The following is a 21,062-nucleotide window of genomic DNA, read 5'->3' as shown; positions in this document are numbered from 1 at the left end:
TCAACCCGATTACACGCTGCAGGGAACCAACCCCATTACCGCTATGCCGGGACGACGACAGGCCGGGGCACCGACCAAACCGCTTGACACAAAACGCCTTACGCTGATTTCAGTGCGTTCGTCCAACCAGGCGTGAGTAATCACCGATGCGCACCGCCGCCAAGGCCTCACCTCGCGCCGGGCGTCGGCCAGCCCCTGAAATTGAGGGCTCGGGAAGGCATAACGCCATCCGTACGCAGGACGACAGACGGGCATGACCCTGAAAAACGTTTCGCTACAACAGTTCACGTTCCGTACGGGTGTGGTCGCGGCGGCGATGGTGGCCGCGTGGAGCGGGCTCGCCGGGACTGCCGGTGCCAACTCTACCGATCCGGTTGCCCAGTTCACCCCGACCCTCACACGGGTTCCGGGTCCCAACTGTGCCGCGATCATCAATGCCGAGACCGTGGCGCAGCCGCAGTCCGGTGTGTTCGGTGTTCGGGTGAAGATCACGCAGACCGGGGAGTTCTGCGGGGCCTACCAGGTCACCGTGCATTGGCGGAACGTCGACACCGGCCTGACCAGTGGACAGTCACAACGCGTCGAAGGCACCACGGTGGTAGGCCTGCCGGACAACGTGATCACCGGCATGGGCATGGGGCCGGGCGCCGGGAAGGTGGAGGCGTGGATCGACACGTACTCCGAGGTCTATCCGCAGAATGTGGATCTGGAGCACATCGCGGGCCGCGCGACGTTCACGCTGGGCTGAGCATGCGGCGGTTCGACCGAGATCGTGTGCGGAACGTTCAGAAGAAATGCGGCGTGCCTGGTCGCGCTGGGCACGAGTGGTAGGGATCCGGTCCGGTCGGGTGAACAACTCGTTTGAAGATCGCCGGTATGGATACGGCCATGCCGTCTCCACTCGACTCGTGGGGCGAGGCCCGCGGATGCGCGCGAACGGAACCTTTCGTAGATGCACGGAAATCGGCATTTGCGGGTAATGGCCGGCCTCGGATCTGCAATGGCTGTTTGATCTTCCGCCGCGCGCGCTGGCCGGTTCGGTCAGCGCGCGCGGCGGCAGATTAGGACGTTCTAGTCGGCCCGCGCGCCCGACGCAGAGCGTGCGACTGATAGCGGCCGACGAGCATCCGCGACGGCTGTCACCACGCAGGTGCCCAGTCGGCCGCTGCGGTCGTACAGCGTTGCTGTGCCGACAGCGACACCGCCGCTGGTGCTCTGATCCTGAGCCTGAAGTCCTAGCTCGGGCCCCTCGGGCAACCGTGACAATGTCAGGGTCAGATCGGTGTTGATGAACCCGATGCCCTCAGAACCCCAGTGGCAGACAAAGTTCGTCGCATCCCCCATGGCAGCCGCTCGCTGAAAGGGGGAGATCGCTTCGCCCTCGATCAAGGGAATGAGGTTCTGCCACATCACTTTGCGATCAGCGTTCCGGCCTGCAGCCAGGTTGTCGGTCCACTCCGATTCGCCACACCTGAGCAAGGGCGGGTCGCCATCCGGCGATATCAGTCGAGCCTGCGGCACCGGTAGAGGCGACTGCGGCTGCCATATCTCACCAGGCGGAGAGGCGGCTGAAACGAGGAATACCGCACTGGCCCGTGCACGGAGCTCGCCCTGCTGCACGATGGTGGCATCGGCGAGGATCACGCGCGAGCCTTTCCGAACAACGGTGCTGTGCACAGCGATTGGCTCGTTGAGTACCGGGCGCAGCATGTCGACTGTCAACCGTGCCGGCATGACGCCCTCTGCGGGACAATGCGTTTCAAGCTGGCGCGCCAGCAGGCCACACACCGCCGGTCCGTTCACCTGATTCGATGACCATTGGCTGACCCCGTGTCCACGCGCGTGATACTGCCCGTCACACTCCACAAAGAACGACATTCCCGAGATCGCCCCCTGCTCTTGTTGATCAAAACGCATTAATTAGAACATGTTTCATTTCCTGCTGGAAGATCAGTCGCGAGGCGCTCAACTCGGCATTATGGTGCGATGCCACGCCCGAGATGACCTCGCCTCGTTGATCTTCCATTGCGCCGCGGTAGCCGTTCGGTCAGCGCGATCAGCGGCATGAGCGGGCACTCGGCGAACGGATCTAATACGACAAGATATCCACAGCCATCCCTGACCGCTGTGATCAGCGGCGAAGACAAGCCACTCCTCGGCGGCCAGCCGAGACTTGTTGCGTAGCAGAGGGATCAAAGCGGTCATCCCCGACCATGCCGGGCTGGTCGGCACGACTCGCAGGTTAGTACTGCAAACGACAAGCAGGTGAGTACGCGAAATGTGCAGAGCTGAACCGAGATCCGACGTCCGGCGCGGCTTCGGCCGCGCGGACCGTGATCCGCGCAGTGATTCCGCCCGATCGGGGTTCGCGGCGCGAGCGCAGCAGGGTCATTCTCGCCACGATCCGATTGCGGATCGGCTCCGCTGGCCCTCCTCGCCCGACTGCTTTTTACACCTGTTCGATCCGCCAACGCTGGTTCGCGCCGCTCCACTTACCCCACAGCTGTACAGGCGTCCCATTCAGCGGGTTTCCATGGTCCGCTACTTCGACATTGAAGGCTGTGGCTTGGTCAGGAACGTACAGGCGAAAACTGGACAAATCATCTTCGTCAGAAAAGATGTGCCACCAGAACGGATCTTTCCCTGCGACGACACGACATCCGTCCGAAATCCGGCCTTCCGCAGGGCGGAGGTATTTATCGGTCTCCACGTTCTGGAGGGTCCACCGGTTTGTCTTCGATCTGCGGGCGCCACTTCTGATTCGCGCCGTCATGGTACTCCCACCCGATGACGCTTGTGCCGTCCTCGCCACTGAGCTCCAGGCAGGTCCCGGCTTTCGCGTTTTTCAGTACGTGATCTTTCCCAGGCAGGATCATGTCCATGTCCTTCCGAAGTGCCAGGCGTTGCCCTTGGCCAGGCTCTGGCGAAAACTATGAAACTTATCCGATCACCTTCCCAGACAAGCGTATCCGGCGATTGTCGAGCTGTAGTGGAAAACCGTATCGTCGGCCACCCGCAGCACCCTTCCCTACCCCCACGCTGCTCGCTCCCGGCTTCGCCCGAGGGCGGCGGTCTGAGCGCGGTCCGGTGCCACAAGGGAGGAGTCGACCCGGGCTGCGGTCAGCTGTGCCGAATCGGCGGGGAAGAGGGGTTGCATCTGTGCTGAGGTCAGCGACCGCTCGACCAGCTCCTCGAGACCTCTGAAACCAAAGTTAGCTGCTACAAATAACTCTCGTCTCAGTTTGGCCGATAACGAGTGTCGATCCGTCCCGTGACGGGACAATCCACCGGTGTGGCTGATCCGTCACGCTCCTACGCGAGTAAGGAACCGTCATGGCAGAGAAACAAGGCAGTGCCGGGCATGAATGTCATAGGCTCATGCAACAGAACTAGGAACCAGGAATGCCAGCTGTATACCGAATTGTGTTGTGTTTACTGAACGCTGGTCATGACCTTGCATAAACCTATGTGCGGCAAGCGGCAAGCGTGGGTTGATTGATGGCCTTGCCCGATTCAAATCGCCCGAACTCGTCCCTGGAATCGGTTCTGTGCCGGCCTCAAGTCCGACGCCGTCAGTACCAGAACCGCCACGAAATGCCGTGAACCGCCGCGAATTACGGTTTTGATCTGATCCGTGCTGCTACGTACGTCGCTGACCAGGTGTCCAGTGCTGTATGGAGCGCCAGGCGTCCTCGACGCGCGGCGGTTTCAACGAGAATGCGCGGCCAACGTAGCACTTCACAGCGGTCGCGTCGCCCGAGTAGCGGACGCCGCCGGTCGGCGGCGGCGTCGCGGTAGTGGATCGACCGCCCGTGGCTCAACCCCACACTACGACCGATTGGCATCGCGGCCGGACCGCCGCAGTCGCACCCGGTCCCGAGACTAGGCTGGCGACATGTTCGACTGGCGATTCCTTCGGGGCGTCGGCATTGCCGTCGCGACGCTCGCGGTGGTCCTCGGCGTACTGGTCGCCTCGCGGCTGATGCTGACCGACACGGCCGGTCCGATCGTCGACGGGCTGGCCGCTATCGGCTTCATTTAGTGCAACTGCCGCGCGAGCGGACATCTTTGCCCCGTGATCCTGCCCAGCTCAGGCCTTGTGATCCGCTGCGGCGGCAGACTTCATCGGCCACAGTGACATACGGTCGATGAGCCGGTCGCGCAGCACGAGGGTATGAAACAGGACTGCACTCATGTGGGCGGTAAAGGTCGAAAAGATCAGGAACGCGAGAATTGAGTGGCCGATTCGCAGCACGGCGTACACGGTGATGTTGTGCGGCGCGATACCGGGAAGGTGGAGCGACCCGTGGAGGGTGATCGGGTAGCGGGCCGCCGAGAGCATTGCCCAGCCGATCAGGGGTTGCACGAGCAGCAGCGCGTACAGCAGGTATTCCGACCACGTCGCGATCTTGCGTTCCAGGCGGCTCATCGTGGCAAGGAATGGCGGCGGCCGATGAGTGAGTCGATTCACCAGCCGCACCACCGCGAAAACGAGGATCGTGAGGCCCAGAGGTCGGTGGATGGCCAGCAGCAGGGGATAGTAGCTCAGCGACGCCACCATGGTGACACCGAGGAGTAGTTGGGCGATGACCATTGCCGCCATCGACCAGTGCAACAGTCTCGAAAGAAGGGTGAAGCGGCCGGGCTTATCGCTCATCGCGCACCTGGCCGATGTCGACCTCGCTGGGCCGCTTGGGCTCAGCGGCGCGGCGGGTGAATGAGCGGGCATAGACGGCAGAGCGCGCGCTCAGCAGTGGATCGTCGGATACGGCGATGCCGTCGGGTAACACGGTCGGGTCGAAGTTGATGTCGCGTGCGTTTCCCGCGGCCTCGGTCTGCACGGCGTTGATCGTGATGGTGCCGACGTCGATCGTTGGCCGTGAATCCGGCCACGGCTTGGTGGCATCGTTGGTCGGGTCCCCGGGGCCGCCGATGATCAGGATCAACCGCCAGCTCAGCGGCCCACGCGCCACCGCGTCGATCAAGGCGTCGAACAGGTAGTCGTTCTGTGCCGACGGCACGGTGCCCGCAGGCTGACCGTTTTGTAGCGGAACCGCCACCCAGCGCACGGAAGCGGTGGCGCCCTTGTCGCTGGTGAAATGAAACGCGTTGAGCCCGTGAAAGGTGCTGTCGGCGAATCCTGAACTGGGTGGGGACTGGTTGATGATCTTCATGGCGGCGGCGGACTCGGGGTGGCGGGCCAAAAACGCAGCCATCAGCTGCGGATCGGGCTTGCCGGTCGCCGGCACCGGCTTTGTGGCGAGCAGTCGTTCGTAGAATCCCTGCGGCGTGCTGTCGACGAAGACCGGGATGTTGACCATCGCGGTGCGCCACTGTTGGTCGCCGGGCGGCGAGAACAGCAGCGCCAGGCCGCGAACCGTGTCCGGTTTGTCGGGCTGATCGGGCAGTCCACCGGAAAGCGAAAACCGGCCGATCACCGGAACAGTCCCGGCCTTGAACACGGTCGCCTTGCACACCGCGGTGCCGGCCCCGTTGCTTTGGAAGGTCCCGCTGGCACTGAGGCCCTTGGCATGGTTGCGCCGAAAACCGTCGTGGCGCCCGTACGCGTGTTCGAACCGGTCGACGAACCGCGCAGGTGTCAGCGCGTCGGGCCGCAGCCAGCCACCCGCGAAGGCAAATGCACCGACGTCCACCGCGGCGACACCGGCCACCGTCGTCATCCCGATCAGTGCACTTCGCCGGGTGAGCGTGGCCCTATTCAGCCACCGATCCGGTGCGGGATCGGCGCCATGGTCGGGCTGCGAGTCCGACTCGTCCCGATGGCTGGAATCATTGCCGCGTTGCACTCGTCACCTTGCCTTTCTGCCTCTGCGCCATTGATATCGATGCCGGAGCAGCTCACCTATCACCGCGATCGTCTGGTACCGCTTGCCGGGCGGCGCGCCTCAGGTCGATGCGGCGGTGATCACGACTTGCCGGCGTGGGCACCCAAACTGCGCCGCTCGACCCACCGCAGCGTCGTCGAACTCGAGGCTGACGTCCAAGCCTGGATCAACGTCTGGAACGCCGACCTGAAACCCTTCATCTGGACCAAGACCGCCGACGAGATCCTCGAAACTCTCGCCGCGTACTGCCAACGAATTAACGACTCACGACACAAGCGCCAACGGGTTTCGAACCCGCGTTGGGTGCACGCGCTGATTCGCCCGGGGTGTACCGGGACAGCCACGTCCGGATCACCAGGGCAACACCGAGGTGCTCGACAAGCGGCTCTTCCATTCTCCCGGGCAGACAGCCATCATGCACATTCGCCGCAGCGATTCTCCATTCGCCGAATTCGTTGTCCTGGTTCGTGACTGGCTGCGTGCGCATCCGGACGAGGCAGACCGATACGCCGCGCTCAAGCGGGCGCTCGCACAGCGCCACGCGGCAGATCCGGACGACGACGACTACACGCGCGTTATCTAGGGTTGTCAAGCTCCTCGCCCTGGTAGAGCGTGTCTGATGTTGTGAGCCATGTGAGTTGTGTTCGGAATCCGGGGTGGACAGCACCGCGGGTGGCGGGTAGGGCTGAAGCGGTGGACGACCCAGGCCGCGACGAGCTGATCGCCGCGATCGCCGTCGAGCCTGATCGGCTCCTGTCGATGGCGCGGGCCGAACGCGCCCGCCCGCCGTCACGGCGTTGGGGCAGGCCGCCGGCGGTTGAGGCTTTGTGGCGGGCGCTGCTCACGTCGTGAGGAGAGAACCGGTGGTCGAGTTGATCGATGGTCGCGCAGGGGGCCGGTCAGCTGCGGTGCCGGGAGCGCACAGCTGTTGAAGGCCGAGCCGTGGGGTTGATCCGGCCGATCGTCACGCTGCCGCTGACTGTGATCAAAGGGGTAGTCCGGGTTGCTGAAGCCGTCCGGGACCAGGCGGTGCAGAAGGAACCTCAGAACCCGGCGGCTATCCGCAGGGAACTCGAACGGATCGCGGAGGCTGCCGCCGCGGGAGGGTTGTCGGAGCAGGAGAAGACCGCAGCCCAGCAGCGAGTCTTCCACCGAATGCTGCGCGACGGGCCATGACCCTCACCGCGTTGAAGCACACCCATGATGATCAGGGAAACAGGTGATCGGTTCGCCTGCGATTAATGGTCCCGGCATCGACCCCGGGCCGCTGCAGTGGCAGCTGGGTGGGCGTGTCCGCGCAGGGTCGGGTGGCTGAACTGCGAGCATGAGTGTCCATGTTCAGGGCCAACAACAAGAAGGCGGCACGCCGAAGCGCAGGGCAGCACGAACGCGACGCACACGCCAACGCTCCCAGGCGGAAGAGCGGACTGGTCACGGTGATTCAAGCCGAGATCTGGCATCGCCGATACCCACCCGCCAGCGTCCTGCAGGCTCTGGCCACGGCGTGCGGGCGCCCCATGACCGCAGCCGACATTCGGGTGTTCACCGGACTGGGCATCACCCTCGCCGCCCGTGGCTGGAGTTTCATCCGGGAATGCTCCGGCCCGGAAGTGCTCACCTTCAGCTACCAGCCCTCCGACGCCGGCCTGGCCTACCTGCACCATGGGCTCGAACCCGTCACGACGGTCGTGGTTACGTTGGATCGGTCCCTGCCGGCCGACACCGTTGCAGGCTGTGAGGTCGAAGTGCTGCTCGTCGGGGCCCCGCGCAGGCAAGCCCGCCTCACCGACCTGCCCGGTCTCACCACCTATCTCCGCGTCATCCAGGCCTACAGGCCGGGAGAGGCGATCCCGGTTCCGTTCCCTCTCGTCGTGCCCGGGTAGGGGTAGGGGTAGGGGTAGGGGTAGTTCAGCGGATGAGCATGGCGCTGGCAAGCGGGGAGCGCAGGTAGCTGTAGACGGTCGCACAGCTGATGCCGAAATCGGTGCCAGCGCAGAACAGGACGGGCATGCCGAAGGCGGCGCCGTATCCGGCGACGGTCCGCCCGATTCTGCCGTAGCCGTAGATGCCGAGAACTCCCAGAGCGTGGCAGAACAGGGTAGCGGGATGCGGGCATATGGTGGGACGTCCGATTTCCACAGGAACCGACCCCTTGACGTGTTCAGCCAAGGGGGCCGGCCGCGGTATGTGGGCTGATGCGGTCGACCATCAGCTCTACTTCCACTCGAACTGCTTGCCTTCGGACTTGCCGTCGTGGACGGTGTACTCGAACGCGAGTGCGATCCCGTTGAGACGGCTCAGTTCCTCACCGCTGGTCTCGTAGAAGACCGCGCCTCTCCAGCTGACAGTCCCGGGGCCGGTGAACCTGCCGACGCCCGTGCCCCGGAACGTGGCCGTCTGTCCGCTCGCGGTGACGACGAACCCGGTGCCTTCACCGGCGAGCGTGCCGTTGGGGCGCATCGTGCCGACGTAGGTCACCGTACTGTCGATCTGAACGCCGCAGAGCGTGCCCACCTGATGGTGGGTTATCTCGGTTCGCGGGCCGAGCCCGATATCTCCCAGAACCCGTGTGCTGATCGCTTGACCAGTGACTTCTCCGACTTGGTCACCAAGCATGGTGAGTCTCCTTGGAGGGGTCGTGATATTCCTTTCGGATGGTCGCCTTCACCGTGCCGAATGACGGTGTCCGACCGGCTCCTCAATTCTCGAGGGCGGCCTCGGGTCGCCCAGGGCGCGCCCTGCATGTCGACTGCGAAAGCGCTGCCGATATGAAAATCGTAGGCGAATCCGGTTCTGCGTGGGAGCACAGGCTTGTACGCACGACCGCACCGATCGACGGCCCGCTTGTTCTCGTCCCACCACCACGATGCAGTCGCCAACCCGAAGCCGGTCGAAAATCCGGAGATGCCGGGAGTCTCGAGGTGATTCGGCCGGGTGACTGGGCCCCGATAGCAGGTCCACCGGCTATGCGAGTTGTCGTTGTTGCTCGAACTCGGTCGGTACCCATTGCTCACGGAATGCTTGCGGGGCAAGGAAACCCAGCGATCCGTGGGGTCGGTAACTGTTGTACTCGATGCGCCAGTCCTCGGCAAGAACCCGCACCTCGGTCAGGGAATGAAACACCTCGCAGGTCAGGAATTCGTCGCGGAAACGCCCGTTGAACGACTCGCAGACCCCGTTCTGCCACGGCGATCCCGGATCGATGAACGAGGCATCGACACCGGTGAACCGGCACCAGTCGGCCATCGCGTGCGCGGTCATCTCGGTGCCGTTGTCCATCCGGATATGCACGGGTCTTCGGCCGGTGGCCGCGATGATCTCCTCGAGCACACCGACCAATCGATCGGCGGTGCAGGAGCGAAAAGCTCTGGTGGCCAATGCTTCCCGGGTGAACTCGTCGATGATGTTGAGGAACCGGACCTGGCGGCCGTCGACGGTGACATCGACCTTCGTCGCCAGTCACGGTGTCACAGACCTGATGCTGATGAGTCGATCGGGAATGAACGCGGCAGGGGCGGAACAGCTGCAAGCCGAGCTACAGACGCAAGGAGCCAATGTCCGCATCGTTGCCTGCGATGCCTCGAAGATCGATGACCTCGCCCGAGTAATCGATACCATCCCCACAGACGCGCCCCTGCGAGTCGTCATCAGCGCGGCCGGCCATGTCTCCGACGGCACAGTGGACACCTTGGGCCGTGAGCAGCTGCACGCGGTGCTGCGATCGAAGGTCGACGTCGCATGGAACCTTCATGAACTGACCCGCCATCTGAACCTCGAAGCCTTCATCTTGTTCTCCTCCGCGGCCGGATCTCTCGGATCACCCGGACAGGCCAACTACGCCGCAGCGAACGCCTTCCTTGACGCGTTCGCCCAGTACCGGCAGACACTCGGTCTGCCCGGTCAATCGGTGGCCTGGGGCATCTGGGCGCAGGAGACCGGCGGCATGTCAGGGCGCCTGTCCGGCAACGATGTTTCACGCATCAGAAGGACAGGGCTGTCCCAGATGCCGCAGGAAGTCGGTCTCGACATGTTCGACAAGGTGGCCGGATCCGCGCATCCATATCTCATTGCCGCGGCATTCGACGCCGACCGCATCGCACGATCGAGCGACACGCCCGGCCTGTTCCACAGACTCGTGCGAAAGGACCGGCGCGCGACGGCATCTGAGCGGGCCACCCGCTCCAACCTGCTCGAACGTCTGAAAGAACTCGACCTCGAAGGCCAGCGGGAAGCGGTGCTGGCCGAGATCCAGACACAAGCCGCTGACATCCTCGGCTACGAGGACCGGCTCGCCATAGTCGGGGAGATGGCGTTCAAGGACATTGGATTCGATTCCTTGACCGCTGTCGAGTTCCGCAACCGACTGCAAGGAATCGTCGAGCTCCGGCTGCCCGTGTCGACGGTATTCGACCACCCGAGTCCGGCTCGACTGGCCAGACACCTGGTGAACGTTCTGCGCGAACGATTCCCGGACAAGTACGGGCAGAGCGAAGATCTCGAACCCGCAGTGTCCGATAGCGGTGGCGACCCCGTCATGCCGGCCACGACCACACCACTGGACGAGATCGAAGCTATGGATGTAGACGCTCTGATCGACCTGGCGAAGCCAGGATAGCGATGGGTATTTCGGAAGCTTCGTCCCCGAGCGTCACCGCTCGCCTGGCGCAGTGGGCTCGCTCGCTGACGTTTGATGACATTCCTACTCGCACAGTGGATTTGACCGTCAGTCAGATCATCTCCAACCTGCACAACGAGGCGCAGACCGCGGCCTGGCGCGTGGTCACCGATGCCGTGCACAAGGCCGGCGGCCGCATCGTCGCGCAGCTCACCCACTGCGGTCGCATCGGCCACCCCATGCTGTACCCGGACAATGCGCTGCCGCTGGCCCCGTCCGCGGTGGTCTCCGGTGAGCAGCTGTTCACCCCGAACGGGATGATCGACCACCCGCAGCCCCGGGAGATGACCGCCGAGGACATCACCACCACCATCGACGACTTCGTCGCCGCGGCGCGTAACGCCATCGCGGCCGGCTTCGACGGTGTCGAGGTGCACGGTGCCAACGGCTATCTGCTGCACCAGTTCCTGGCCGACAACACCAACCGGCGCACCGACAACTACGGCGGCTCGATCGCCAACCGCATCCGGTTCGCCACCGAGGTGGTGGCCGCTGTGGCCGCGGCCATCGGCGCCGACCGCACCGGTATCCGGCTCTCGCCCGGCAACCCGTTCAACCACATCGTGGAGGCCGACCCGGCCCCGCTGTATCTCGAGCTGCTGACCGAGCTCGCAGACCTGGACATCGCCTACGTGCACATCATGGAGGGCGGCGACCGCGAGCTGACCACCAAGCTGCGCGCGGCCTGGTCCAACGGCTTCATCCTCAACCCGCACCCCACTCCCGAGGCGTTCCCCGCGACCCTCGAGGCCGGCGTCGAGGCGCTGGAATCCGGTGTGGCGGATGCGATCGCACTGGCCACCCTGTGGCTGGCCAACCCGGACCTGGACGCCCGAATCAAGGCGGGCGGCCCCTTCAACACGGCCGACGAGGCGACCTTCTACGGCGGCGACCATGTCGGCTACACCGACTACCCGACGCTGGGCTGAGTCACCCTTACCTGAAATCGTCGCGGCCGCGTAGAGGAACACACGATATGATGATTTCTCGGAATGCGTACGGGGAGTTGAATGTTGAGGAGTTCCGAACGACTCGAACGACATCCCACCAAGGAGTCCGTATATCCAGTTCCTCGCCTCTCATCGACACCGACACCGAATTCGGTGCGCAGGTCGCCAAACGTCTGGCGAAGGAAGATATTGTCTGGTTGACCACCGTAAACCCCAGTGGCACACCGCAGCCCAATCCGGTCTGGTTCCAGTGGGCCGACGGTGCGTTCCTGATCTTCACCCAGCCGGGCACCCCCAAGCTTCGCAATATCGCCGCGAACCCGCGGGTTTCGCTGAACCTCAACACCAACGCCACCGGCGGCGAGGTCAACGTGCTCACCGGTGAGGCCAGGGTCGACACCGCCGGCGCCTCCCTGGCCGAAATCGAGGCCTATGTCGTGAAGTACGCCAAGGGCTTGGTCGACATCGGGATGACGAGAGAGCAGTTCTTCGACGACTACTCGGTGCCGGTGCGCATCGTCCCCGACCGCCTGCGCGGATTCTGAGTCCGCCCTGCGAGCCCGCCCTCGATCAGCCGACACAATGAACTCCCGGCCAGCGTTCGAGCAGCCCTCTCGAGGGCAAGCGCTTGCCAATCGCTTGCTGCGGTGAGGAATTGGACCTGCGATGTGGCGTGTCGACACGCCGATGGGTGCGCTAGTGCGGGCCGTGGTGGCGTCCTCCGGCTGGTCGTATGGGTGTGCCGCGTTCGCGGAGGGCGTCGCGGATGGTGCTGGCGGGGAAGCCGGTGAGGCGGCTGCAGCTGGCGAGTGAGTGGCCGGCGAGGTAGAGCAGTTCGGTGTGGTCGATGTCGGTGGTGGTCATCGACTGGTAGCGGCGGGGGACCGCGTGGTTGGTCAATAGCGCGGGGACGGCGGTTTTGGAGATCCCCTAGCGCGTCGCGAGTTGCGCGGTCGACGCTCCGTCGCGGTAGGCGCGGAGGAGCTCGTCGACCGTCGTGGCGGTGAGTCTCCGCTCGATCTTGCGCGGTACACGCGGCTGGGTGGCAGGTGGCTTTTTGCGTCGGCGGGGAAGTGCCGGGGGTGGTCCGGCGTCGATTCTTGCCCGAGTGTTGTCGAGTTTCTGCAGGTCAGCCCTGTTGGAATAACGTCCAGCTAGGTCCACTATAAGGGGCTTATTCCAACCAGCGTTCGCTCGCTGTCCGGGATAAGCCCTTTCGGCTTTCCTCAGCCTCGGTGGTTGTTGCGGGCCTGCTAAGGGGCCGAAATGGCGGCTGCCGCAAGGTCTTTGATGAGGTCGGTTTCCCCGGATCGGCGCCAGATCAGGGCCCACCGGGCGGGCGGGACGTCGGGCATGGGGATGTAGGTGACATCGGGCCTGGAGTAGTAGCGGGCGGCGTGCGCGTGTACCGGAGTGATGGCCTTGCCTGCGGCCACGAGCAATATCAGGTCTTGGAAGTTGGCTGCCTGGGCGATGCGGGAGATGCGACGGCCACTGGGGGTGAAGAACGGAACGGCGGCGGCGGTCCAGTAGTCAGGGGGTAGGTTGACCGGGTCGTCCGATGGCACTCCGAAGACGCCGTAGTCGCCGAGATCCTCGTAGGAGGCCGATTCCCGTTGTGCCAGTGGGTGATCCGCACCGACGAGCAGCATGAACGGTTCCTCGTACAGCGTCGGGCCGACCACCAGGTCGGGCTCTTCGATAGGAAGCCAGCTCACCAGCGCGTCGATATCGTCGCCGCGCAACGCACCGAAGGGGTTGCCGAAGTGGACGTGTTCGATGTGCACGGTGCAGTCGGGATGCCGGGATTGGAAGGCGTTCAGTAGTGGGCGGACGTTGTCGAGGTTGCTGCTGGTGATTCCCAGCCGCAGTATGCCGGCATCGCCGTAGCGGGCTGCGCGGGTCGCCCGGCCCAGGCTGGCCCGGAGGTCATGGTAGTTGGCTTGTAGGTCGTCCCGCAGCCGTCGCCCGATCGGTGTCAAAGTCACTGTGCGACTGGTTCGTTCGAAGAGTTTGCCGCCGATGCGCCGTTCCAGTTTCCCGATCACCTGACTGACCCGGGCTGGTGAGAGGTGCAATCGTTCGGCGGTCCGGCCGAAGTGCAACTCCGCGGACAACATCAGAAAGATCTCGATGTCGCGCAAGTCCAGGTCGCGCAGGTCCATGCGGTCGTCCTATCAATCACGGCGGCTTAACGCATCATACGCAGTTCGCCGTTGATCAATTCCCGCCGCGAACCGACGCTGAGAACATGCCAACGCTTCCGTGGATGACAGTCCGCACCCCCACCACCTCCGAGGTGCAATGCATGGCCTCACGCCTCGAGGTCAAGTCGTTGCGCCGAGCGCCCGGTTTCCTGATCGCTTCCCTTGCGCTGTGGTGGCAGGCTCGCCGCTCGCCGGGAGTGCTCGGGCTGGCCTTGAAGGCAGAGATGTTGAAAGGCGTTTTCTGGACCTACTCGGCATGGGACGACAAGGCGGCAATCTACGCCTACGCGGGCTCCGAGCCGCACAGGTCGACTGTTGCCCGCAAGCGAAAGGTCATGCGGGACGCGACCTTCGTGTTCTTCACCGCACCGGCGGATGAATTGCGCCTGTCCTGGGACGAGATCAGCCGCCGAATCGCCGAGCAACGCGACTCGGCAGCACCCGAAGCCCAAATTCGTTGAGCACTGAATTCGGGGTTGTTGATGGTGTGGGTAGATGAGGAGGGGCTGGCGGTACGAAGCACAGCCCTACCCCGGCGCCGGAAAGCAGCAGCGGCCCGGCCAGATTCGCCAGGTAGATGGCATCGGCGTCGAGGTACGACAGCCAGAACAATCCGGCCGCGACCGAGAGCGCGCCGATACCCAGTAGCGGACGCGGTCCCGTTCGCTCGATCAGCCGCCCGCCGGCGCCGGCGGTGATTCCGGCGCCGATCGCGAAGGCCAGGAATCCGAAACCCGTTCGGAGCGCGCTGTATCCGAGCACCAACTGCATGAACAGGGTCAGCAAGTAGAACACCGCGATGGTCGCCGCGCCGATCACCAGCATGACCGCGTACGCGCCGGCTCGGTTGCGGTCGGCCCAGACCCGCAACGGCATGAGGGGAGACCGCCGCCGAGCCTCGACTATTACGAAGGCCAGTAGGGCGAGCGCGCCGCCGAGCAGTGGACCGTACGTGCTCGCGGCACTCCACGAATCGGAGGCAGCGTGCATCAGGCCGTAGACGAGCGGGGATACACCCGCCGTGGCGGTGAGCGCACCGGCCAGATCTATGCGCCCGCCCGGTGCGCCTACCTTGCCGAATGCTCTGAGCGCGAGCAGTGCCGCGACCATGCCGATCGGGACGTTGACGAAAAGCACCCAGCGCCAACTCAATCCGCCGCCGAGCACATAGCCCAGCGCACCGCCCGCCCCGGACATCGCCGCGTACACACCCATCGCCCGATTGCGTTCGGCGCCTTCGGAAAAGGTCGAGGCGATGAGTGTCAGCGCGGATGGTGCGATCAGCGCTCCGGCGATCCCCTGTGCCACCCGCGCGCCGATCAACCAGCCCGCGCCCGGAGCCACTCCGCCCGCGATCGATGCGATCACCAGCAGCACCAGTCCGGTGATCAAGGTGCCGCGGCTGCCGCGGACGTCGGCGATTCGCCCGCCCAGCAGGAGCAGACCGCCGAAAGCCAATGCGTAGGCGTTGACCACCCATTCCAGGCCGGTCGCGGAGAAGCCCAGATTCTCCTGGATGGCCGGTAATGCGACATTCACGATTGATACGTCGAGCACCACGGTCAATTGGGCGGCGGCGATGACGGCCAGCGCCAAGGCTTTTCGGTGCGCTTGCCCGGGTGGTGTGGCGGAAATCGTCACTTCAGTGGTCATCGCCTGGCCCCCAGGGCTTTGCGATCCATCCTTTATTTTCGGAACAGATTGTTCTAAAGATATGGAGCAGTATGTACCACAAAAGTTTATGGTGCAAGATGTTCCAGAACGGTCCGAGATGGCGAAGGAGTCGCAGGTGGACGATGTCCGGCAGTCGGCCGGGGCGCCGGCTCGGGGTCCCGACCCGCGAGTGGTGCGCAGTCGGCAGGCGGCGCTGACCGCGGCGCAAGATCTGCTCGTCGAGCAGGGCTGGCCCGGCGTGACCCATGTGGCGGTGGCGGCACGCAGCGGCGTCGGGCGGACCACGCTGTACCGGCACTGGCCGGACGTGGCGGCGTTGATCCACGACGCGATCGTGCAGCGGATCGACCGGATCCGGCCCGTGCCGACCGGCGATCTGCGCACCGATCTCCGCAATGAGCTGAACGGTTTGCGGCAGTTGCTGCACGACCCGGTGGGCGAGCGCGGTATGCGCGCGGTATTGGACCGTTCCCCATTCGATCCAGCGTTCGGAACGCTCAAGAAAATGCTCTACCAGACCGGATCGGCAGGCTTTCGAAGAATTCTGAAAGCCGCCGAGGCCCGCGGGGAGCTGTCGCCGGGCGCCGACATCTCACTGATCATCGACCAGCTCGCGGGACCGCTGATCTTCCGCCGACTGCTCGCCGACCGCGACATTTCCGCAGCGTATGTGGAGTCCGTCGTCGACAGCGTCCTGACGCTGAATCGCCGCTGATCGGTATCGTCCGCAGGCCGCACAATCCCGGATATAGCGTCCTCGCCCCTTTCCGGATGCCGGACAATAGTGAGATCGCGATCGGTGAGGTCACCGATCCGGAGATGCTGAGGAAGGTCCTCAACTCGCTGGAGAGGCGGATTCCATGCCAACCTCGGCGACATCGCAACCGCGGCGAGTTTCGCCGGTGGGCTCGCATGTCGCGGTGGCGGGCGGACTGATCAAGACGGGGCTCGGTGAAGCCACCGAGATCGGGGCCGAAGTCATCCAGGTCTTCGCGGGCAACCCGCGGGGATGGCGGCCTACCCCATTCGATCGAGGTGAGGACGACGAATTCCGAACGGCCTGTGCTGAATTGGGTATCGCGGTATTCGTCCACGCACCGTATCTGCTCAACTTCGGGTCTCCGACGCCCGCGACCGTCGAGAACTCGGCTGCGGCATTGGCATACGTCATGGGGCGGGCCGAATCGTTGGGGGTATCCGGAGTGGTCGTGCATACCGGCTCGTCGGTGCAGCAGGGCGCCCGCGCCCGAGCCTTCGCACAGGTGCACGAGGTCATACCGCCGATTTTGGATGCGGCCCCGGACGGTGTGCGGCTGCTCGTCGAACCCACTGCCGGGGGTGGCGCCGCCTTGGCATCAACCATCGACAGCACCCTCGAGTATTTGGATGCCCTCGCGGATGAGCGGGTCGGGGTCTGCCTCGACACCTGCCATTTGCACGCGGCGGGGGAGGACGTCACCGGTCCGGACGAGCTGGCAGCTGTCCTGACCAGGCTGACAGGTGCGATCGGCGTCGACCGTCTCGGCTTGATTCATGTCAACGACAGCCGTGATGCCGCCGGGTCCCATCGCGATCGCCATGAATCACTCGGGGCAGGCCTGATCGGCGAACGCGCCTTCACCGCGCTGTTCTCGACGCCGGAGCTCCGGGGTGTTCCGCTGCTGGTCGAAACCGCAACGCCCGCAGCGGATGTGGCGCTGCTCGCGAAGATGCGCGCCACCGCACTCGGAGCGCTTCCGCTCAGCTGAGTACGAAGCCGCCGCTGGGGTTCGTGTAGTGGGTGTTTTCGACGCTGTGCAACATGGCCGCCATGGCTTGCAGCACGTGGCTGAGGGCGGTGATGGCGGCATTCTCCGCCGGATCGGTGGACCAGGTCTCGGTCATGACAGGCCTTTCGGAGTGGTGGGAGTGCGGAGGTGGTGGTCGGTCAGACGCTGATAGGCATCACCGGCGCGCAGCACGGTGGATTCGTCGAAAGGCTTGCCGCTGAGGGATATCGAGAGCGGGGTGCCTTCGCTGGACAGGCCGATCGGGATGGCGAGTGTCGGATTGCCGAGCGGATTCCAGTACGGGGTGTGCAGGGAGGCAAGGACATTCAGCGGTTGCAGCTGATCGATGGCGGCCAGTGGCGGCGCGCCCAGGTGGCCGGTGGGGGTGAGGACGATGTGGACCTCGGTGAACAGTTCGGCCATCCGCTGCTGTGCGATACGCCGGACTCATTGTGCCTGAATGTAATCCGTGGCGTCGAGCGCGCCCCCGGCGGCGAGGATGATGCGGGTGCCGCGACCGTAGTCGGTCCACCGGGTGCGCAGATCGTGCCGATGGTAGGTGTGCGCCTCGGCGAGCATGACCATCACGTCGATCGCGGTCACCTCCGGGTACATCGGCACCTCGACCGGAACGATGGTGGCTCCGGCTTCGCGCAGTGCGGCCAGTGCGTCCGAAAACAGTTGCGGCTGGCCCGGATCGATGCCCGCGCTCGCGTAGCGGTCGAGATCGTCCACGCCGATGGTGATTCCGCGCAGATCCCCGGTGAGCGCGGCGGGATAGTCGTCGAGCGGGGCGGGTGAGCTGTACGGGTCGGCCGCATCGTGCCCGGCCATGACCGACAGCAGTAGTGCGCAGTCGGCGGCCGAACGAGCCATCGGCCCGACATGGTCGAGGGTGTAGCCCAGCGGTACGACACCGGATTTCGGCACCCGCCCGAAGGTCGGCTTCAAACCGGTGATTCCGTTGAACGCGGCCGGGATTCGAATACTGCCCGCGGTATCGGTGCCGACGGCGCCGAGGAACATGCCCGCCGCCACGCCGCTGCCGGATCCGGAGCTGGAACCTCCGGCCCAGCGCTGCGGGTCCCAGGCATTGCGCGGCACCGGGAACGGCTTGTCGGGATCGGGGACGCCGATGGCGAATTCCATGGTGGTGGTCTTGCCGGTGACGATGGCCCCGGCGTGCTCCAGCCGGGAGACCACGGTGCAGTCGCCCGTGGCGCTGCCCCATGCCGGATCCAGCACGAGAGATTGCGCGGTGGTGGGAGCGTGCGAGTGCGACAGAATGTCCTTGACGCCCACCGGAATTCCGTCCAGCGGCGCCAATTCCTCGCCCGCTGCGATCTTGGCGTCGACGCGGTCGGCCTGGGCTCGGGCGCGGTCGGTGAATCGGGCCAGGAAGACCCCGAGCGTGCCATCGGCGGCATCGGCATTGTCCAGGGCGTGGCCCACCAGCCCGGTCGCGCTCACCGCACCCGATCGCAGCGCGGCGGCCGCATCGGTGAGCGTCGAAAAGGCAACGGGCACTGCAGTTGTCATATGTTTCTCCTCGGTCAGCGGGGGAGCGCACCGGTCAGATCGATGCGGGGAATCGCACCGATGCGCAGTTGCATTTCGCTGCGGCAGGTACCCAGCGCGTAGTCGATCGCCTGCCCGTCGCGGTTGCGAATGGTCTGTTCCAGCAGCAGCACCGGTTCACCCGGCAGCACGTGCAGCAGTGCGGCCGCGTGATCGTCGGCCCGCGCCGCCTGCAGGCCGATATCGAAGGCGGTGAAATTGATGCCGCCGGCACGCAGCAGCGAATAGAAGTCGTCCCGGAACGTGGTCAGGTCGACGCGAGCGGCCTCGGGTGCGCGTAAGTAATTGGTGAACAGCGCGATCGGCCGCCGGTCGAGCAGCAGCACGTACTCGATGCACAGACAGTCGTCGCCGAGGCTGATGCCGTCGAGATGTTCGGCGATCACCTCTGGCGCGGGAACCCACGCCCAGTGCAGTAGTCGCGGCGATATGCGCCCGAGCGCGAGGTGCTCCTCGAGCGAACGGCCTTCCGGCGGAAGCGCTCCCGAGACCAGGTATTCGGTGCGCACCGGCACCGTGCCCACGCCGCGGCGGCGCTCGATCAGCCCATCGTGGCGCAGCAGGTCCAGCGCCTCACGCACCACATCGCGTGAGGCCTGGTACTGCGTCATCAGTTCGGCTTCGCTGGGCAGTTTGCCGGACCCGAACGCGCCGTCGCGCAGGGCAGTACGCAGTAGATCGTGCAATCGCCGAGCGAGCAGATGCGAGGACCCGGGCAGGCAGTCCTGCACCTGCGCGCGGAACCGGATGCGTTCCTGTGCGAGGTCATTCGCACCGGCGCTGCTGAGGGACTGCTCGCTGGGTGGCATATCTGCACTGTGCCCACGGGCAGGTTACGCGGCAAGGAGTTGGCGTAAAGGTCCAGTTACGCGGCCGACACGGCGAGCTCAGCCGCTCTGACCTGCGAAATTATCGGTCGCCGTGAGGGTTTCGCGGCGCCGATCGGTCAGTGACGGGGGAGTGGCGGGTGCGGGCCCAGATGTTCGCGGAGGGTCGTGCCCGTACGGCCGACCAGCTGAACGCCTCCCCGATTGCCCCGCGGACCTGCTCACCGCGTCGAATCCGGCCACCTACCTCAGCGCCGACGCACAGCTGTACCTGGTCGGGGGCAACTCCCACGATCCCCGCTACCTGCGCGGTACCCCGACCGGCCCGACCATCAAGCAGACCACCAAGAGCTGCATGACAACCGAAACCACGCCGCACACCCCACCGACCTTCGACGACCTCACCACCTTCTTCCAGGCGCACCTGCAGAATCACTGACCTGCCTCCAGGAGTCACCGAATCACGCGACGAAGTCGAAATTCAGCTTCCCCAGCAGCCGTGGCGGCGGCCTCCAAACAAGCAACGCCCGGCTGGACCACCAAATCCGGCAGGGTCACTGAGGTATTCCCGCTACGGTCGCCTCGTCCCAGTAGGCCGGGTTGCGGCCGTAGTTTGGGGTGGTGAAGGCGCGATCCCATTGCGCGCCTTCGGGAATGAGTTCACGCCAGGGCGCGACCTCCACGTACAGCACGCGCATCGAATTGAGGGCACCGTGGTGCAGGTCCGGCCCGTCGGTGGAGACGGCGTCCTCGGCGACGGCCACCTCATAGTTGCGTTCCAAGGCCGCACGGACCGTGGCTTCCACGCACACGTTGGTTTGCAGCCCGGCGACGAGAAGGCGTTGAACGCCAAGGCTTCTCAGGATCGGATCGAGTTCGGTATAGGCGAAGAAACTGTGCCGGGTCTTCTCGAGCACCAGATCCCCGGATGCCGGCGCGACCGCGTCGATGATCTGACTACGCCATTCTCGCTGCACGGCGGACACCCCCGGCAGGCGGGACGCGCGTGATCGCTGATGTCGCGCAGCGCGGGGATTGGCCGCCAGAACACCGGCCGGGCTGGTCACCTGCCGCGAGTACACAACCGGAATGCCGTCCGACCGCGCCGCGGCCAACAAGTCCGCGCACTCGCCGACAACTTCGCTCAACCGCCAAATAGGCGGCCAACCCAAACTGTCCCGCACCCCATCGTCCGCCACGTAACCGTTCTGCACATCGATCATCAACACTGCCAGATCCGCCACCGCGCACCCTCTCCTCACCCAGAAGTCCCCACCGTCAGGGCCGATGTACCGATCATCCGCCGCGCGAAGAGCCCGCGTGCCGAATCCGCACTCTCCCAACCGATATCGCCAACACATTGGATATTCGAGGAAGGCGACAGGTTGAGTGGTTGTTCGCCTGATGCCCTGAGCATGGGCCGGGTTATGCCTCAAGAAGTCTGGCAGAATGGACAGAGGCCGGGATCATGCTCCCCGCGAGGCTTCGCCCGCGGTGGACTCGGACCCCGCATCGGGGCCGGATGCGCGAGCGCCG

General features: G+C 64.9%; 26 protein-coding genes and 2 pseudogenes. 13 read left to right on the top strand and 15 right to left on the bottom strand.

The features are described 5' to 3' along the window. The first annotated feature begins 253 nt into the window (after nt 1-253). A complete protein-coding gene (locus GFY24_RS34405; protein WP_153809286.1) occupies nt 254-748 on the top strand; it encodes a hypothetical protein in 495 nt (164 codons plus the stop codon). Nucleotides 749-1,071: 323 nt separating this feature from the next. Here the strand turns inward: GFY24_RS34405 and GFY24_RS34400 are convergent, their stop codons facing one another. Together GFY24_RS34400 and GFY24_RS34395 are read right to left on the bottom strand one after the other, a co-directional pair. Then, entirely contained in the window at nt 1,072-1,917 is an 846-nt protein-coding gene (locus GFY24_RS34400; RefSeq protein WP_228566933.1) for a thioesterase family protein, read from the bottom strand. Between the two features lie 532 nt (nt 1,918-2,449). Next, entirely contained in the window at nt 2,450-2,773 is a 324-nt protein-coding gene (locus GFY24_RS34395) for an RICIN domain-containing protein (RefSeq protein WP_228566932.1), read from the bottom strand. A 1,122-nt stretch (nt 2,774-3,895) separates the two neighbouring features. Here GFY24_RS34395 and GFY24_RS34390 point away from each other — a divergent pair. Next, complete coding sequence (locus GFY24_RS34390; RefSeq protein WP_153809284.1) at nt 3,896-4,042, top strand: hypothetical protein; 147 nt, start codon at nt 3,896-3,898, stop codon at nt 4,040-4,042. A gap of 48 nt (nt 4,043-4,090) precedes the next feature. Here the strand turns inward: GFY24_RS34390 and GFY24_RS34385 are convergent, their stop codons facing one another. Together GFY24_RS34385 and GFY24_RS34380 are read right to left on the bottom strand one after the other, a co-directional pair. Continuing rightward, nucleotides 4,091-4,657: a cytochrome b gene (locus tag GFY24_RS34385; protein WP_153809283.1), complete on the bottom strand. Its 567-nt coding sequence runs from the start codon at nt 4,655-4,657 to the stop codon at nt 4,091-4,093. Then, the gene (locus GFY24_RS34380; RefSeq protein ID WP_153809303.1) at nt 4,647-5,681 is read right to left on the bottom strand and encodes a catalase family peroxidase; all 1,035 of its coding nucleotides are present in this window, start codon (nt 5,679-5,681) and stop codon (nt 4,647-4,649) included. The genes GFY24_RS34385 and GFY24_RS34380 overlap by 11 nt, the downstream gene beginning before the upstream one ends. A gap of 270 nt (nt 5,682-5,951) precedes the next feature. Here GFY24_RS34380 and GFY24_RS42535 point away from each other — a divergent pair. From GFY24_RS42535 to GFY24_RS34365, 4 genes and pseudogenes are all read left to right on the top strand, one after another. Continuing rightward, nucleotides 5,952-6,119: pseudogene (locus GFY24_RS42535) on the top strand (IS630 family transposase); the annotation flags it as partial. A gap of 94 nt (nt 6,120-6,213) precedes the next feature. Continuing rightward, a pseudogene (locus tag GFY24_RS34375) lies at nt 6,214-6,429 on the top strand (GrpB family protein); the annotation flags it as partial. A gap of 296 nt (nt 6,430-6,725) precedes the next feature. Continuing rightward, on the top strand, nt 6,726-7,022 hold the full coding sequence (locus tag GFY24_RS34370; protein ID WP_228566931.1) for a gas vesicle protein GvpG: 297 nt from the start codon (nt 6,726-6,728) through the stop codon (nt 7,020-7,022). 158 nt (nt 7,023-7,180) lie between these two features. Beyond that, the gene (locus GFY24_RS34365; protein WP_153809281.1) at nt 7,181-7,729 is read left to right on the top strand and encodes a hypothetical protein; all 549 of its coding nucleotides are present in this window, start codon (nt 7,181-7,183) and stop codon (nt 7,727-7,729) included. Between the two features lie 25 nt (nt 7,730-7,754). On the opposite strand, the gene GFY24_RS34360 is transcribed toward GFY24_RS34365, so the two are convergent. The 3 genes from GFY24_RS34360 to GFY24_RS34350 all read right to left on the bottom strand — a co-directional run bounded on the left by GFY24_RS34360 (nt 7,755) and on the right by GFY24_RS34350 (nt 9,248). Next, nucleotides 7,755-7,985, bottom strand: coding sequence for a hypothetical protein (locus GFY24_RS34360; protein WP_153809280.1), 231 nt, complete (start codon nt 7,983-7,985; stop codon nt 7,755-7,757). 75 nt (nt 7,986-8,060) lie between these two features. After that, entirely contained in the window at nt 8,061-8,462 is a 402-nt protein-coding gene (locus GFY24_RS34355; protein WP_153809279.1) for a hypothetical protein, read from the bottom strand. Between the two features lie 348 nt (nt 8,463-8,810). After that, nucleotides 8,811-9,248, bottom strand: coding sequence for an integrase core domain-containing protein (locus GFY24_RS34350; protein ID WP_309231672.1), 438 nt, complete (start codon nt 9,246-9,248; stop codon nt 8,811-8,813). Here GFY24_RS34350 and GFY24_RS34345 point away from each other — a divergent pair. The 3 genes from GFY24_RS34345 (at nt 9,160) to GFY24_RS34335 (ending at nt 12,016) form a co-directional block, all read left to right on the top strand. Continuing rightward, nucleotides 9,160-10,461 carry a beta-ketoacyl reductase gene (locus tag GFY24_RS34345; protein WP_309231671.1) on the top strand — a complete coding sequence of 434 codons (1,302 nt, stop codon included), beginning with the start codon at nt 9,160-9,162 and terminating at the stop codon, nt 10,459-10,461. The genes GFY24_RS34350 and GFY24_RS34345 overlap by 89 nt on opposite strands. Before the next feature lie 2 nt (nt 10,462-10,463). Beyond that, nucleotides 10,464-11,450, top strand: coding sequence for an alkene reductase (locus GFY24_RS34340; RefSeq protein ID WP_153809276.1), 987 nt, complete (start codon nt 10,464-10,466; stop codon nt 11,448-11,450). A gap of 131 nt (nt 11,451-11,581) precedes the next feature. Continuing rightward, on the top strand, nt 11,582-12,016 hold the full coding sequence (locus tag GFY24_RS34335) for a TIGR03667 family PPOX class F420-dependent oxidoreductase (RefSeq protein ID WP_375336138.1): 435 nt from the start codon (nt 11,582-11,584) through the stop codon (nt 12,014-12,016). 151 nt (nt 12,017-12,167) lie between these two features. On the opposite strand, the gene GFY24_RS34330 is transcribed toward GFY24_RS34335, so the two are convergent. Both GFY24_RS34330 and GFY24_RS34325 read right to left on the bottom strand, forming a co-directional pair. Beyond that, a complete protein-coding gene (locus GFY24_RS34330; RefSeq protein ID WP_153809275.1) occupies nt 12,168-12,335 on the bottom strand; it encodes a hypothetical protein in 168 nt (55 codons plus the stop codon). 389 nt (nt 12,336-12,724) lie between these two features. Beyond that, a complete protein-coding gene (locus GFY24_RS34325; protein ID WP_228566930.1) occupies nt 12,725-13,636 on the bottom strand; it encodes a LysR family transcriptional regulator in 912 nt (303 codons plus the stop codon). A gap of 86 nt (nt 13,637-13,722) precedes the next feature. Here GFY24_RS34325 and GFY24_RS34320 point away from each other — a divergent pair, with 86 nt between their 5' ends. Beyond that, nucleotides 13,723-14,139, top strand: coding sequence for a DUF3291 domain-containing protein (locus GFY24_RS34320; protein ID WP_153809274.1), 417 nt, complete (start codon nt 13,723-13,725; stop codon nt 14,137-14,139). Here GFY24_RS34320 and GFY24_RS34315 read toward each other — a convergent pair. Next, entirely contained in the window at nt 14,081-15,331 is a 1,251-nt protein-coding gene (locus GFY24_RS34315) for an MFS transporter (RefSeq protein ID WP_153809273.1), read from the bottom strand. The genes GFY24_RS34320 and GFY24_RS34315 overlap by 59 nt on opposite strands. Here GFY24_RS34315 and GFY24_RS34310 point away from each other — a divergent pair. Further along, nucleotides 15,303-16,067: a TetR/AcrR family transcriptional regulator gene (locus GFY24_RS34310; protein WP_309231663.1), complete on the top strand. Its 765-nt coding sequence runs from the start codon at nt 15,303-15,305 to the stop codon at nt 16,065-16,067. The two genes, GFY24_RS34315 and GFY24_RS34310, sit on opposite strands and share 29 nt — an antisense overlap. A 145-nt stretch (nt 16,068-16,212) precedes the next feature. After that, nucleotides 16,213-17,100 carry a deoxyribonuclease IV gene (locus tag GFY24_RS34305; protein ID WP_153809272.1) on the top strand — a complete coding sequence of 296 codons (888 nt, stop codon included), beginning with the start codon at nt 16,213-16,215 and terminating at the stop codon, nt 17,098-17,100. On the opposite strand, the gene GFY24_RS34300 is transcribed toward GFY24_RS34305, so the two are convergent. Genes GFY24_RS34300 through GFY24_RS34290 form a run of 4 tightly spaced genes read right to left on the bottom strand, consistent with a single transcriptional unit; the run spans nt 17,093 to nt 19,508 of the window. After that, on the bottom strand, nt 17,093-17,236 hold the full coding sequence (locus tag GFY24_RS34300; protein WP_153809271.1) for a hypothetical protein: 144 nt from the start codon (nt 17,234-17,236) through the stop codon (nt 17,093-17,095). The genes GFY24_RS34305 and GFY24_RS34300 overlap by 8 nt on opposite strands. Next, nucleotides 17,233-17,559 (bottom strand): amidase family protein, encoded by a 327-nt coding sequence (locus GFY24_RS42530; protein ID WP_309231670.1) that lies wholly within the window; start codon nt 17,557-17,559, stop codon nt 17,233-17,235. Before GFY24_RS42530 ends, GFY24_RS34300 begins: the two co-directional genes overlap by 4 nt. A 9-nt stretch (nt 17,560-17,568) precedes the next feature. Then, complete coding sequence (locus tag GFY24_RS34295; protein WP_228566928.1) at nt 17,569-18,660, bottom strand: amidase; 1,092 nt, start codon at nt 18,658-18,660, stop codon at nt 17,569-17,571. 14 nt (nt 18,661-18,674) lie between these two features. Further along, nucleotides 18,675-19,508 (bottom strand): GntR family transcriptional regulator, encoded by an 834-nt coding sequence (locus GFY24_RS34290; protein ID WP_153809270.1) that lies wholly within the window; start codon nt 19,506-19,508, stop codon nt 18,675-18,677. Between the two features lie 112 nt (nt 19,509-19,620). Between GFY24_RS34290 and GFY24_RS34285 the strand changes: the two genes are divergently transcribed. Further along, on the top strand, nt 19,621-19,965 hold the full coding sequence (locus tag GFY24_RS34285) for a hypothetical protein (RefSeq protein ID WP_153809269.1): 345 nt from the start codon (nt 19,621-19,623) through the stop codon (nt 19,963-19,965). A gap of 115 nt (nt 19,966-20,080) precedes the next feature. Here GFY24_RS34285 and GFY24_RS34280 read toward each other — a convergent pair whose 3' ends face one another. Continuing rightward, nucleotides 20,081-20,770 carry an isochorismatase family cysteine hydrolase gene (locus GFY24_RS34280; protein WP_309231662.1) on the bottom strand — a complete coding sequence of 230 codons (690 nt, stop codon included), beginning with the start codon at nt 20,768-20,770 and terminating at the stop codon, nt 20,081-20,083. Nucleotides 20,771-21,062: the final 292 nt, after the last annotated feature.

Origin of the sequence: Nocardia sp. SYP-A9097 (assembly GCF_009649815.1) — a bacterium.
Lineage (GTDB): Bacteria > Actinomycetota > Actinomycetes > Mycobacteriales > Mycobacteriaceae > Nocardia.
This window is presented reverse-complemented; position numbering and strand designations above follow the sequence as displayed.